At 72.7% G+C, this 14,046-nt stretch carries 12 protein-coding genes; 8 read left to right on the top strand and 4 right to left on the bottom strand.

The annotated features are described in order from the left end of the window. The first annotated feature begins 1 nt into the window (after position 1). The 8 genes from OG370_RS07165 to OG370_RS07200 all read left to right on the top strand — a co-directional run bounded on the left by OG370_RS07165 (position 2) and on the right by OG370_RS07200 (position 8,898). Positions 2–1,984, top strand: coding sequence for a hypothetical protein (locus tag OG370_RS07165; RefSeq protein ID WP_328461750.1), 1,983 nt, complete (start codon positions 2–4; stop codon positions 1,982–1,984). Beyond that, a complete protein-coding gene (locus OG370_RS07170) occupies positions 1,981–2,769 on the top strand; it encodes a ribonuclease activity regulator RraA (protein ID WP_328461752.1) in 789 nt (262 codons plus the stop codon). The genes OG370_RS07165 and OG370_RS07170 overlap by 4 nt, the downstream gene beginning before the upstream one ends. Continuing rightward, positions 2,766–3,713 carry an aldo/keto reductase gene (locus OG370_RS07175; protein WP_328461754.1) on the top strand — a complete coding sequence of 316 codons (948 nt, stop codon included), beginning with the start codon at positions 2,766–2,768 and terminating at the stop codon, positions 3,711–3,713. The genes OG370_RS07170 and OG370_RS07175 overlap by 4 nt, the downstream gene beginning before the upstream one ends. Then, on the top strand, positions 3,710–4,606 hold the full coding sequence (locus OG370_RS07180; RefSeq protein WP_328461756.1) for an amidohydrolase family protein: 897 nt from the start codon (positions 3,710–3,712) through the stop codon (positions 4,604–4,606). The genes OG370_RS07175 and OG370_RS07180 overlap by 4 nt, the downstream gene beginning before the upstream one ends. Then, complete coding sequence (locus OG370_RS07185; protein WP_328461758.1) at positions 4,603–5,313, top strand: GntR family transcriptional regulator; 711 nt, start codon at positions 4,603–4,605, stop codon at positions 5,311–5,313. Before OG370_RS07180 ends, OG370_RS07185 begins: the two co-directional genes overlap by 4 nt. A gap of 365 nt (positions 5,314–5,678) precedes the next feature. Further along, positions 5,679–6,515 (top strand): NAD-dependent epimerase/dehydratase family protein, encoded by an 837-nt coding sequence (locus tag OG370_RS07190; protein WP_328461760.1) that lies wholly within the window; start codon positions 5,679–5,681, stop codon positions 6,513–6,515. 134 nt (positions 6,516–6,649) lie between these two features. Beyond that, positions 6,650–7,582, top strand: a complete 933-nt coding sequence (locus OG370_RS07195; RefSeq protein ID WP_328461762.1) for a 5-dehydro-4-deoxyglucarate dehydratase — start codon at positions 6,650–6,652, stop codon at positions 7,580–7,582. After that, positions 7,579–8,898, top strand: coding sequence for a glucarate dehydratase family protein (locus tag OG370_RS07200; protein WP_328461764.1), 1,320 nt, complete (start codon positions 7,579–7,581; stop codon positions 8,896–8,898). The genes OG370_RS07195 and OG370_RS07200 overlap by 4 nt, the downstream gene beginning before the upstream one ends. Positions 8,899–8,994: 96 nt before the next feature. Here the strand turns inward: OG370_RS07200 and OG370_RS07205 are convergent, their stop codons facing one another. The 4 genes from OG370_RS07205 to OG370_RS07220 all read right to left on the bottom strand — a co-directional run bounded on the left by OG370_RS07205 (position 8,995) and on the right by OG370_RS07220 (position 13,835). Then, positions 8,995–10,224, bottom strand: a complete 1,230-nt coding sequence (locus OG370_RS07205) for a peptide ligase PGM1-related protein (protein ID WP_328461766.1) — start codon at positions 10,222–10,224, stop codon at positions 8,995–8,997. Between the two features lie 121 nt (positions 10,225–10,345). After that, positions 10,346–10,651 (bottom strand): hypothetical protein, encoded by a 306-nt coding sequence (locus tag OG370_RS07210; RefSeq protein WP_328461768.1) that lies wholly within the window; start codon positions 10,649–10,651, stop codon positions 10,346–10,348. Positions 10,652–10,885: 234 nt separating this feature from the next. Further along, entirely contained in the window at positions 10,886–12,499 is a 1,614-nt protein-coding gene (locus OG370_RS07215) for a ricin-type beta-trefoil lectin domain protein (RefSeq protein WP_328461770.1), read from the bottom strand. A gap of 517 nt (positions 12,500–13,016) precedes the next feature. Then, positions 13,017–13,835 (bottom strand): SAM-dependent methyltransferase, encoded by an 819-nt coding sequence (locus OG370_RS07220; protein WP_328461772.1) that lies wholly within the window; start codon positions 13,833–13,835, stop codon positions 13,017–13,019. Positions 13,836–14,046: the final 211 nt, after the last annotated feature.

Consider the following 14,046-nt stretch of genomic DNA (forward strand, 5'->3'; position numbering starts at 1 on the left):
CATGACCGAGCATCCGGCAGCCGGGCAACCGGTATCCGAGCAACCGGTGACCGTGACCGCCTCCGTGCCGGTCGGCGAGCCGCCGGCCTGGGCCGTGCTGCAGCGGCGGCTGTTCTCCGCGTTGGACGAGGTGTGGAGGGTCTTCGAGGAGAAGTACTGCGACCCCGACGGCGGGCTCCGCTTCGACGGGACGCTCCAAGGACGCGACGGGGCGGACGACTTCTACGAGCCGTTCTTCAACTGGCCCATGCTCTACCTGCTCGGCGGGGCGGACGACCTGCTCGACGCGTGCAAGAGGCACTGGAACGGCGTCACCCGGCAACTGACCGACGCCGGCTTCCTGGTCGACGAGTACGAGCGCGGGTACGACTGGTTCCACCAGGGCGAGTCGCTGCTCATGTTCTACGGGATCTGCGCGGCCGACCCGTCCGACGAGGAGTTCCGCCGACGGGCGCTGCGCTTCGCCGACCTCTACCTGCCCGCCTCGCCCGCGGGCAACGTGGACGGGCCGCGGCGGATGATCCGGGCCCCGCACACCGGAAGCGACGGACCACGGCGGGGCGTGAACGAGGAGTGGGCGGCGGGCTACGGCGCCGAACTGGCCACCATGCGGCCCTACGGCCTGCCCCTGGAGGACCTGCCCGGCATCGACACCTGGGACGACCTCGCCGACCCCGTCAACGCGCGGCGCATGGGCGAGGAGATGGACCGGCGGCTCGGCGACGGCGACGTCGCGGTGAACCTCGCCTCGACCTCGCTGATCGCCAACGCGTGGCTCTACTCGCACGAAGCCCGCTACCGCGACTGGCTCGTGGAGTACGTACGGGCCTGGCAGGAGAGGACGGCCGGCTGCGGCGGCGCGGTCCCCGACAACGTGGGACCGGCCGGACAGGTCGGTGAGCTGCACGGCGGCCGCTGGTACGGCGGGGCGTACGGCTGGACCTGGCCGCACGGTCTGCACAGCGTCGGCGCGGTCGCGGTCATCGCCGCCATGAACGCCGCTCTGGTCACCGGCGAGAACGGCGCGTGGTTCGACCTGGCCCGGGCCCCGCTGGACCAGGTGCTGGCCGAGGCGACCCGCGGGCCGATCCGTGACGGGGACTCCAGCATGGCCATGACCTGGCGCCAGCGCCTGGGGGCCGAGGCCGACGGCGACCTGCAACTGGTGCCGTACCGGCGCGGCCTGCACGGCTGGTTCGACCGCCAGCCCCTGCAACTCGCCTTCCCGGCCTGGATCTGGTGGTGCTCGGGCGAAGCGCGGGACCAGCGCCGGCTCAGCAGGGTGGAGGCCGAGTGCGGCTACGACTGGACGACCGTGCACGCCTTCCGCGACAAGGAGGAGGCCGGCCACGAGGCGCCGTGGCTGTCGTACCTCGCCGGCCGCAACCCCGACTACCCGGCCCGGGCCCTGGCCATGGCGCTCGGGCAGGTCGCCCGCAGGATGGCGCTGATCCGGGCGGACGACCCGGCGGTGGACCCCGATGACATCCACCGCTGGCAGCGGCTCAACCCGGTGGTGACGGAGATCCTGGTGCAACTGACCACCGGCGCTCCCGCCGCCCTCTACAACGGCGGGCTCCAGCAGGCAGGGGTGCGCTACTGGGACGCCGACCGCGCCCGGCCCGGCCTGCCGCCCGACGTCGCCGCCCTCGTCGAGGACATCGACCCCGTCCGGATCGTCGTCCACCTGGTGAACCTGAGCAACACCGGCGAGCGGCGCGTCACGGTGCAGGCCGGCGCGTTCGCCGAGGACCGCATCGACCAGGTTGTCGTGGAGGAACTCGAAGCCGGCTACCCCGGCCGGAGCCGCGCCTACCGGGCCGACCGGTTCACCACCAGCACCCGGCGCATCGACGTGGCGGACGACCACCTGCTGGTGATCCTGCCACCGGGAACCCGGCTGCACCTGACCCTGTCGGTCAGCCGCCGCCAGTTCACCCCGAGCCACCCGACGTTCGACCGATACCAGGAGAAGCAGAAATGACGCATGGTGAGCAGGCCCAGCCGGTGTTCCCCCTTCCGGTGCGCGGCGACGCCTACCAGCGCGCCGACGCGGCGACGGTGGCGCAGATGGGCCAGGTCAGCAGCGCCACCGCGTGCGCGAAGCTCCACGCCCTGGGGATCAGGCGCACCTGGATGGAAGGGCCGCGGCCCCTCGACGCCGGGCAGCGGATCACCGGGTCGGCGCTGACCCTCCAGTTCATGCCGCAGCGCGAGGACATCGCCAGCGGCCTGGCCCAGGAGGCCGTCGAACGCCAGACCGCCCTGTGGGCGGTGCTGGAGGAGGTGCAGCCCGGCGACGTCCTGGTCATCCAGGCGTACGGCTCGGCGTTCAGCGGCTGCCTCGGCGACATGCTGGTGCGCTACTTCAAGCGCAAGGGCGGCGCCGGGATCGTCGTCGACGGACGGATCAGGGACGCGCCGCGGGTCCGCGAACTCGGCGTGCCGATCTGGTGCACCGGCACCACGCCTCACTACGCCTCCCAGTCGGAGCTCTTCCCCTGGGCGTACGACGTGCCGATCGCGGCCGGCGGAGTGCTGTGCATGCCGGGCGACATCGTGGTCGCCGACGACGACGGCGCCGTGGTCGTTCCGCAGCGCACCGCGCCGCAGGTGGCGGCCCACGCCCAGGACCACCAGGACTGGGAGGCGTTCAGCCGGATGCGCCTGGACCAGGGCGCCCGGCTCGGCAACTACTACCCGCTGACGTCGGAGTCGCGCGCCGAGTACGAGCAGTGGCGCGACCAGACCCGGGCGGGGCGGTCATGAACCGCGTCTCGGGCCAGACCCTGCTGGGCCGCACCGGCCTCACGATCGGCACGCTCGGCCTGGGGTGCGCGCCGCTGGGCAATCTCTACGAGCCGGTGTCCGAAGCCGACGCCGCGGGCACGGTGCGTGCCGCACTCGACGGTGGGACCCGCCTGTTCGACACCGCCCCCAGGTACGGCGACGGCGTGTCCGAACGGCGCCTGGGTCACGAGCTGGCCGAGGTGTCCAGGTCGCGGGTGGTCGTCGCCACCAAGGTCGGTTACCGCTCGGCCGCCGGCGACCCGAGCAGGATGGAGCCGGACTTCTCCTACGACGGCACCATGCGCTCCCTGGAGGAGAGCCTGACCCGGCTCGGCCTGGATCGCGTGGACATCGCGCACGTGCACGATCCCGACGATCACGAGCAGGAGGCACTCGCGGGGGCCTTCCGCGCGCTGGCCGACCTGCGGGAACAGGGCGTGGTGGCCGCGATCGGCGCGGGCATGAACCAGAGCGACATGCTCGAACGGATCGTCGCCCGGGTCGACGTGGACTGCGTGCTGCTGGCCGGCCGGTACACCCTGCTCGACCAGGGCGCCCTGTCCGGCCTGCTGCCCTCGTGCGAGGCCCGTGGCGTCGCCGTTATTCTCGGCGGGGTGTACAACTCCGGCCTGCTGGCCGACCCGCGGCCGGACGCGCGGTACGACTACCGGACGGTGTCGCCCGACCGGCTCGCCGGCGCCCTGGCCGTCCAGGAGATCTGCGCGCGTCACGGGGTGCCGATGAAGGCGGCGGCCCTGCGGTTCGCTCTCGGGCACCCCGCCGTCGCCGCTCTGGTCGTCGGCGCCAGGACCGCCGCCGAAGTGCGGGAGAACCAGGCGATGCTGGACGTCGCGGTCCCCGCGGAGGTCTGGTCCGAACTGCGGGCGGCGGGCCTGCTCGAAGAGGCGGTGCCGACGCCGTGATCACCGTCGACGCACATGTCCACCTGTGGGACCCCGACCTGCACGACCACGCGTGGCTGCGGGCCGCCGGTGACGCCGAACTGCGGCGCTCCTTCGGCCTCGACGACCTCGTGGCGGCCGCGGCGCCTTCCTCGACGCACATCGTGGTGCAGGCCGGGCGGACGGTCGCGGAGAGCCGTTGGCTGCTGGGCCTGGCGGCGCGGTCCGCGCGGATCGCAGGTGTCGTCGTCCACGGTGATCTGGGCGACGCCGCCGTCGTGGACACCATCGACGCGCTGCGTGCGAGCGACGGGGGTCCGGCGCTGGTCGGGCTTCGCGACCCGGTCGGGGCAGGCGAAGGCGCCCGCCTCGGCCGGGCCCAGGTACGGCGCTCGATGGCGGCGTTGGCCGAACGCGGCCTGACCGTGGACCTGTTGCTGGGCCACGGCACCCTGGACGACGCGTACCAGGTCGCCAGGGATCTGCCGCAGGTGCGGTTCACCGTCGACCACGCCGCCGTCTCGGCCGTCGACGTGCGGCGGGACGGCCTGCGCGGATGGGCCGCGCGGCTGGCACCGCTGGGCACCCTGCCGAACGTGGTGGCCAAGCTGTCCGGACTCGGCAAAGCCACCGCGGAACCGGGCGGGGTGCGGCTGCCCGACGTGGCCCGGGTGGCACTCGACGTGTTCGGCCCGCACCGGCTGATGTTCGGCTCCGACTGGCCGGTCAGCACGCTGTGGGCGCCGTACGGGGACGTGGCCCGCGCCACGGCCCGCGCGCTGGGCGGGCTGACCGCGGACGAGACCGCCGCGGTCTGGGGTGGTACGGCTGCCGCTGCCTACGGCCTCGGACCGCCGGGCACCGCCGGTATCGCGAATAGAATGACGACACTCTTGCAGGGGGAGAACCCATGACTGGGCTGAATGATCTGCTCGAACAGAGCAAGGGCATGGCATCCGGCGGCCTGCTGTCCGACCGGGTGTACCGGCTGCTGCGCTCGGCCATCCTCAGCGGCGAGATGGTCCCGGACCAGCGGATCGTGGAGTCGGACATCGCCAAGCGCCTGGGCATCAGCCAGGCCCCTGTGCGCGAGGCGGTCAAGCGGCTGGTCCACGAGAGCCTGGTCACGCACGTGCCGCGGCTGGGCAGCCGGGTTGCCAGCATCTCGGTCGAGCAGGCCGAGCAGGCCCGCGAACTGCGCGGCCTGCTGGAGGAGTTCGCCGCCCGAGCCGCCGCCAAGCGCCGCGCCGAGGGGTACGTCGACCAGCTGCGCGCCGTGGTCGACGACATGCGGCGGGCGGACCGGCAGGACGATCCGACCAGCTTCCGCGACAGCGACATGGCCTTCCACCGCCTGGTCTGCCAGGCCAGCGGCGACCACCTGCTGCCCCGGCTGTGGGAAGTAATGGAACCCAGCCTCTGGAGCCTTCGGGTGGTCTCCAACCCGTTCTACACCGGCGGTCTCAACACGCTGGTCGCCGAACACGCGCGCCTGGTCGAGATGCTGGCCGACGGCCGGGTGGAGGAGGCCGCACTGGCCTTCCGCCTGCACGCGACCGGCGAGGCCCAGATCGGCTCCAAGCCGCCGCCGGAGGACGACGGACAGCTCCCCACGTCGTAAGAGCGCCCGCCTTCCGCGGCAGGGCGTGATCCGTCCGGCGCGGGCTGATCCGTCCGGCGCGGGCGTGACCCGTGCCGCGCGCGGGTGTCCGCGTCCGCGGTCGACGGCACTTGGCGCCCTCGGCGGTGCACCGAATCACTCCGGGAGGTGCGTCGAACCGGCGGGCACGAGCACCGGTTTCGCGGTCGGCCGGCGCTGCGGCCTGCCCCGGGCCGGCCGAGCGGCCTGCCTGCGGCCGGTGCCCCTGTCCCGCCGCCACGGCACGTCCGGGTGGCGAAGTCCCCTGCTCCGGCTGCCCGGCGGCGTCGGCCGCTGCCTGCCGTCGACACGCCCAGCCGCGCACCAACCCGTATCGGAGGTTCCGTATGACCCGGCAAGGCGCGCACTCCACCGGCGGCGCCGACAGCACCCGGATTCTGCTCACGGGCGCCGCGGGCCGGGTCGGCACGCAGTTGCGGCCGCCGGCGGCGCGTGCGGGCCGCACCCTGCGGCTCCTCGACATCACCGCGCCCCCCGCCATCGAGGGGACCGGCGCCGAGGAGACCGTGCTGGCCTCCCTCACCGACGCCCAGGCGCTGCTGGAGGCATGCCGGGGCGTCAGCGCTGTCGTCCATCTCGGCGGCCAGAGTGTCGAGTCCACCCTGGACGACGTGCTGGACCGCAACGTGCGCGGGACGCTGAACCTCCTTCAGGCGGCCCGACTGGCCGGTGTCCCGCGCGTCGTGCTCGCCTCCTCGACCCACGCCGTCGGCTTCCACCGCTACGACGGCGCTCCGGTCGCCGCCGACGTGCCGGCCCGCCCGGACACGCTCTACGGCTGGAGCAAGGCCGCGATCGAGTCGGCCGGGCGGCTCTACCACGACCGCTTCGGCATGGACGTCATCTGCGTGCGCATCGGCAGCTGGTTCCCGACGCCGGTCGGCATCCGCGGGCTGTCCACCTGGCTGTCGCCGGCCGACGGCCACCGGCTCGTCGAAGCCTGCCTGAGCTGCCCCGATCCCGGCTACCGGATCGTCTGGGGGGTCAGCCGCAACACCCGCGGCTGGGTGAGCCTGGCCGAAGGTGAGGCGATCGGCTACCACCCGCTCGACGACGCCGAGCAGTTCGCGCCCGAGGTGATCCGCCGATCGGGCCCTGCCGACCCGGGTGCGCCGCGCCTCGGGGGCTCCTGGTGCGCCGTTCCGCTGGGCCGGCCCGGCTGACCCCCGTCCACCCATGACCCCCGTCCGTCCGTGACCACCGCCCGCCCGTGACCGTCGGCCGAGCACCACCTGGGCCGGCGCCACCCCCGAATCGGAGATTTATCCATGAACGTCATGAAATGCGAGGTGCGATGATGCGACTCTCCGGACTGCTCTCCTTCCCGCTGACTCCGTTCGACGATGACGACAACGTCGACCTGGACGTCTTCGCCGACCACCTCGAAGCGCAGATCGCGGCCGGCCCCAGCGGGCTGTTCGTGGCGTGCGGCACCGGCGAGTTCACCGCGCTCGGGCTCGACGAGTACCGGCAGGTCGTGAACACCGCGGTGACACGGACCGCCGGACGCCTGCCGGTGTTCGCCGGAGCGGGCGGCGGCCCGCGCATCGCGCGGGAGTTCGCGCGGGTCGCACGGGAATGCGGCGTCGACGGACTGCTGCTGTTGCCGCCCTACCTGCTGACGCCCACTCCGCAGGGGCTGGTGCGGCACATCCGCTACGTCGCCGAGGCCACGCCCCTGCCGATCATCATCTACCAGCGGGCCAACGCGGTCCTGGACCCGGCTTCCGCGGTGGAACTGCTCGACATCCCGACCGTCGCCGGCATCAAGGACGGCCGCGGCGACGTCGACGCGATGCTGCGCCTGGTCACCGCGGTGCGCACCAGCCGGCACCCCCGCGCCGCCGAGTTCGCGTTCCTCAACGGCCTGCCGACCGCGGAGCTCAGCGCCCGGACCTACGCGGCGATCGGCGTGGAGAGCTACTCCTCGGCGGTGCACTGCTTCGCCCCCGACATCGCCACCGCGTTCCACCGGGCCGTGCGGGCCGGCGACGAGGAGGCGCAGCAGGTCCTGCTGACGGAGTTCTACCAGCCGTTCGCCGCGCTGCGTGACCTCGTTCCCGGCTACGCGGTCTCGCTGGTCAAGGCAGGTGCGGAGCTGGCCGGGCTGGCCGTCGGCACAGTCCGCCCGCCGCTGGTGGCGGCCACGCCGGAACATGTCGCGGAGCTCGCCGCCATCGTGGCGCGTGGCCGCGCCGCACGTCATCGACTTGAGGAGTCCCGGGTATGACGACCGATTTCCCCACCGAGAGCGACCTCGCCGGGGCGCAGAGCCCTTCGGGGCGCGCCACGATCATCGACGTCCGCATCACGCCCATCGCGTTCCCCGATCCGCCGTTGCTCAACGCCGTGGGCTGCCACGAGCCGTGGGCGTTGCGCGCGATCGTCGAAGTGGACTGCGGGGACGGCCTGGTCGGGCTCGGCGAGACCTACGGTGACGCCTCGCACCTGACGGTGCTGCGTACGGTGGCACCGCTGCTCATCGGGCTGGACCCGTTCCGGACCGAACATCTCAGGTCCGTGGTGGACCAGTTGCTCGGCACCGCGGAGGCACCGGCGGAGAAGCTCGGGCCCGCCGGCGGGATGGGCCCGGAGAAGACGGCGCTGCGGGTCTTCTCCGCGTTCGAGGTCGCCTGCCTGGACATCCAGGGCCAGGCGATCGGCCGTCCGGTGCACGACCTGCTCGGTGGCCGGGTGCGCGACGAAGTGCCCTTCTCGGCCTACCTGTTCTACAAGTGGGCGCGGCATCCCGGCGACGACGCGGACCTCTACGGCGCCGCGCTCGACCCGGACGGGATCGTGGCGCAGGCCCGGACGATGGTGCGGACGTACGGCTTCCAGTCGATCAAGCTGAAGGGTGGCGTCTTCGCTCCCGACGAAGAGCTCGACGCCCTCCGCGCGTTGCGCGCGGAGTTCCCCACGCTGCCGCTGCGCATCGACCCCAACGCCGCCTGGAGCGTGGCGACTTCGCGCCGGGTCGCCGCCGAGACGCAGGGCCTGCTGGAGTATCTGGAGGACCCCACCGAGGGTCTGGCCGGAATGGCCGCCGTCGCCGAAACGGCGGGGATGCCGCTGGCCACGAACATGTGCGTGGTCTCCTTCGACCACCTTCCCGAGGCCGTCGAACGCGGCTCCGTCCAGGTCATCCTCTCCGATCACCACTACTGGGGCGGGCTGCGGCAGTCCGTGCGGCTGGCGGGCATCTGCGAGACGTGGGGGCTCGGCCTGTCGATGCACTCCAACAGCCACCTCGGCATCAGCCTCGCCGCGATGACCCATCTCGGCGCGGCCCTGCCGCAGATGGCGTACGCCGCGGACACCCACACGCCGTGGCAGCTCGGCGTCGACGTGGTGGAGCATCCGCTGACCTTCGTGAACGGTGCCGTGCCGGTGCCGACGTCGCCAGGGCTGGGCGTCCGGCTGGACCGGGACGCGCTCGCCCGGCTGCACGAGAACTACCTGCGGCAGGGCATCACCGGCCGCGACGACACGGGCTACATGCGGCGCTTCCACCCGGACTTCGACCCGGCCAAGCCGCGCTGGTGACCTGAGCGCCGGTCGGCCCGGCAGCGGTTCCGAGTCCATGGGCGGAGAGGGGGCGGGGGCGGAGCACCGGCACGTTCGACGGCTTGCCGGGAGCTGTCAGGGCTCGACCAGGTCCAGTACCGCGGCGAGTTCGCGTTCCAGTTCCTCGATCCGCGGGCGGTCGGGGCCCATCACCGCGTAGCGCCAGTGGGTCCCGGCCCCGGTGGGGCGGGCGGCTCCGCCGGCGTACAGGACGACGCCCTCGCCGTGCGTGGAGCCGTAGGCCAGTCCGGTGGTGTCGAGGCGCCGGACGGCCTGGGTGAGCGTGTGCGGGGTGCGGGTGGTCCGTTTGGCGATGAGCCAGGCGGGTGCGGGGCGTCCGGCGGCGTGGCCGAGGCGGGTGACCATGGCCTGCGGTGTGGTGGTGGCCGTGCGCCGTACGTTGCTCTCGGTGGCGTAGAGCGTTCCGTCGTCGTCCAGGAGGGCGTCGATGCTGTACGGCCCGGCGTACCCGTGGTCGGCGAGGTGCTGCCCGAGGGCGGCGCCCCACGCGTGCAGTTCCGCGATCACCTCGGAGGGCACGTCGCGCAGCGGTGAGCGGTAGCCGGTGAACGAGCCGTCGTGGGTGAGCATCTCGCCGCTGAACACGACCCGTGGCCCGGCCGCCTCGACGACGCACTGCACGCTGACCTCCTTCGTGTAGTGGACGCAGCGCTCCACGACCCACAGTCCGGTCCCGTCCGGTTCCGCTCCGGCGGCCGGGTCGCCGCGGGAGACGAACCGCATGCCGACGCCGCCCGCGGAGCGGTCCGCCTTGACCACCACCCGCCCGAACCTGGACACCATCCGCGCCACCACACCCGGCACTTCGGCGCCTTGGCACACCTGGCCTTCCGGCGTCCGGATGCCCCGCTCCCGCGCGACGGCGCGGAACCCGGTCTTCGTGTTGAGCCGGTCCACCGCGCTCAGCACGCCGGCGCCGGGCCGGCCGGACCCGAACGGGAAGACCTGGATGCCGAGTTCGGCGGCCAGCTCGACCGACGCGCCGTCCAGCACGAGGGGAAGCAGCCGCGTCCCGGGATGCCGGCGGGCCAGGTCCTGGAGGATTCCGCCGAGTCCGTGCCGCCGGACGGCCTCCGGCATGCCGGTTCCCGGCAGGTCCGGAACGACGACGACCTCCACCGTCTCGTGGGGGAACCCGAGCAGACCTCCGGCGTAGCGCCTGAAGTCCTCCGGGATCGGGACAGGGCTGACCAGCACGTCACCGGGCCGGGTCAGCCAGACCTTCCGGGGCGCCTGCTCCGACCACCCCCGCACCGCCTCGCTCGCGTCCAGACTCGCCGGCACCGGGGAAGCGAAGTTCGCGAGAAGAACCAGCGGAGCGACGTCATCGTGCTCCGGAATCATGATCCAGCCCTTCCCGTCTGCCGTTTCCCGCTTCCCCGTCGCCGCATCTCGGGCAGCCGGCTCAGTCGTCGTTCGAGTCGGGAACCGAGACGCTCTGGCCGAACTCGTCGATGGCGTACTGGCCCGGGAAGAGGACACGGAGCTGGTCGCCCGAGCAGTCCGGGCCGCTGAAGATGACGACCGGCTGGTCGGTCTTGTTGTCCACGCGCAGCGGCCACTGGTCCGAGTTGTAGCAGCCCTTGGGGTCCTGGTACGCACGTCCGTTGATGATCAACGAGCCCCCGGCCGCGTGGGCGAACGCGGGGACGGCCACCGCGATGCTCGCGGCGGCGGCGAGGGTGCCCAGCATCTTCATGGCGCGTTTCATCGGTCTCCTCCGTGCAGGCTCGGCTGCCGTGTGCGGCCTTCACCGGGATCATGGAGGGCGCCGACGGTGACACACCGTAGCGACGCCGGATCGGTCACCGGGAAAGCCGCAGATAGACCTGACCAGCCGACAGGCGGTGTCAAGGTTGCGACCGGGATCGAACGGCGTGCGGCGTGCCCCACGTCTCCGTCGGGCACGCCACACGCTCAGCGCTCAGAGATCAGCGGTCAACGGTCAGTTGGGCAGGCCCCAGTGCTGCGCGCCGGTGCCGTTGCAGTCCCAGATCTGGAGTTGGGTGCCCTCGGACGTCGAACTGTTCGGGTCGTCCAGGCACTTGCCGGAGTTGGGGTTGAGCAGCGAGCCGTTGGACTGGGGCTGCCAGACCTGGGCGGAGGTGCTGTTGCAGTCGTAGAGGTCGACGGTGGTGCCGTCCGCGGTGCCGGAGTTGTCCACGTCCAGGCATTTGCCCAGCGCCTGGAGGGTGTTGCCGGCGGCGACGGTCCACTGCTGGGCGGAGCTGCCGTTGCAGTTCCAGATCTGCACGGGGTTGAGGTTGGTGGTGTCGGAGGAGCGGTCGTCCACGCACAGCGAGGAGGAGACGCCCGAGACGATCGGCCCGGTCCCCTGCGGGCTGGTGCTTCCGCTGCCGTCGAAGGCGCCGAGGCCGTTGGGGGTGCCCAGGCCGGTGGGGCCGTCGTAGCCGGCGGTCGCGGTGCACAGGTAGGAGGGGCTGCAGGAGCCGTCGGAGCCCGACGTCACGTCGTTGAGCGCGGACGCGTGGCCGTAGAGCACGGACGCGGCGGTCGTGGCGGGCGCGCCGGCGAGCGCGAAGGTCGAGGCGATGATCGGCGAGGAGGCGCTGGTGCCGCCGACCACGAACCAGCCGCCCTGCCCGTAGGTGTCGTAGACGGCCACGCCCGTGCCCGGGTCGGCGACCGCCGAGACGTCGGCGACGGTCCGGTTGCCGCCGCAGCCGGTGTCGGTCTGCCAGGTCGGCTTGGACTCCCACGACGAGCAGCCCGCCCCGGAGCCGGACCAGGCCGACTCCGTCCAGCCGCGCGAGGTACCGGAGTCCTGGTGCAGGCTGGTGCCGCCGGCCGCGACGACGTACTTCGAGGTGGCGGGGAAGCTCACTCCGTAGCCGCCGTCGCCGGAGCTGGCGACGTCCACCACCCCGGCGTGGTCGAAGTCCGCGTCGGCGCCGGCGTCGCCCGAACCGTCGCCGGTCCCCCAGCTGTTGGAGATGAAGTGGGCGCCGAGCGACACCGCCAGGTTCTGCGCCGCGTCCAGGTCGCCGGCCTCGATCACCAGGATGTGGCACAGCGGGCACACCGCGGAGACCATGTCGACGTCCAGCGACGCCTCCGTGCCCCAACCCGTGTCCCCGCCGGGGTAGTCGCCCTGCTGACCGCTCCCGTTGACCTTCCGGAAGCACCCGTTGGCCGTGGTGCACGCGGGCAGGCCGTACTGCGAGCGGTACGTCGCCAGGTCCGACTCGAGGTTCGGGTTGTCCGCCAGTTCCGTGACGGCCACGGTCGCCCCGCTGCCGCTCGACGCGGCGGCGGAGGCCAGGTTGTACGCCTGCTGGAGGTCCGAGGGGCCGTAGCCGGACGGGTTCGCCCGCGGGGACAGCGCGTCGTCATGGAGCGCGTGCAGATCGGTGCGGACCAGCGCGTAGCAGACCGGGGCACCGGGGTGCAGCGGCGCGGAACACGCGTGTGCGGTCTTCACCTGGCCGGATGAGCCGGCTGCGCCGGCCGGGGCGAGGGCGTGGGCCGCGGCCGGCGACGCGGCGGCGAGCCCCGTCGCGGCGGCCAGCGTCAGCACCCACTGGACCAATCTCTTCATGCTGTCACCTGCTTGTGTGGGGGTGGCGAGGGTCCCGACGCGGCGGCGGGGACGGGCAAGAACCGCCGACGTGCCGGGAACGCTCTCCCGCGGGTGGCGTCCGAAGTGCGGGGCGCGCGGCTGGACCGGGCGGACGGACACCATCCGACAACGTTGCCGAAGCACTTGACAACGTTGCCAAATCGTCCCCGGAGTCCGGGAGTTCGCGCATGGAACGGAGAGACCGCCGGGGCGGCCGTGACGGTGGAGGCGGACGCGGGCCATGAGGAGAGCGCTCACCGAAATTAACCAGGCGGCATGCACGCGTCAATAGTCTGGACTAACGCCACACCTCGGCACGCGGCACGGCGGGCGCACGGCGGTGCGGTCCGGCAGCGTGGCGCCTCGCGGTGCGGTGCGAGTGCGCCGGAGCGGACCGCCGCCGCGCCGGTACGGTGCGGCGGCGGGCGCGCGGCGGCGGGCGCGCGGCGGCCCGGGTACGGACCGCCGGCGCCGCGCACCAGGTGCGGCCGGGGAGTCAGCGCTTGATGCCGACGCCGCCGTAGAAGCCGACATGCGCCAGCTCCTCCTCCGTCGGCACCGGTTCGTCAGGGCGCCAGAGCGGCGGTTGGACCAGCCCTGGCTCGACCAGCGCGAAGCCGTCGAAGAAGCCCAGCACCTCTTCGTGGGAGCGCAGGGTGAGGGTGGCGGTGGCCCCCTTGTCCCGGTAGACGTCCCGGGCCTCCCCCGCGTCGCCGTCCAGCCGGTGGAAGTCGCCGGTCGTGTGGCTGAGCAGCAGGTGGCTGCCGGCGGGCAGCGCGTCCCGGTAGGCGGCCACCAACCCCGCGGGGTCCTCGTCGTCCCGGATGAAGTGCAGGATCGCCACCAGCATCAACCCGACCGGCTGGTCGAGGTCGATCAGCTCCCTGATGGTCGGATGGCCCAGGATGCTCTGCGGGTCGCGCAGATCACCGAGGAGGAATCCGGTGTTCCCCGCACCCAGCAGATGCGCCCCCGCGTACGTCGCCACGATCGGGTCGTTGTCCACGTACGCGACCCGCACCTCGGGCGACACCTCGTGCGCCACCTGGTGGGTGTTGGGCACGGTGGGTATGCCGGTACCGATGTCGATGATCTGCCGGATACCGCTGTCCACCATGTACCGCACCGCCCGGTGCATGAACTGCCGGTTGCCCTGCGCCATCGTCACGATGTCCGGAAACAGGTCGATGACGCGCTGCGCGGCCTCGCGGTCGACCTCGTAGTTGTCCTTGCCACCGAGGTAGTAGTCGTACATGCGGGCCGGGTGGGGCCTGCCGGTGTCGATCTCCTCCACGGAGAACCCCTGATCGGTCAACGCCGTCCTCCCATTCCTTCCATCCGCCCTGCCGGGCCGTTCGGACCGCGCGGCACGGACACCCGTACGCGAGAGCGCGGCCAGGACACCGGCACCAGATCCTGATGCCAGTGCCGATGCCGATGCCACCGTAGTCGCCGGCATGGCTCAACTCCTGGGCCATGCACGGCGATCCCCCCGGGTCCGGCTCCGCCAGTGTCCCATCCCGAGC

This window comes from Streptomyces sp. NBC_00448, assembly GCF_036014115.1.
GTDB lineage: Bacteria > Actinomycetota > Actinomycetes > Streptomycetales > Streptomycetaceae > Actinacidiphila.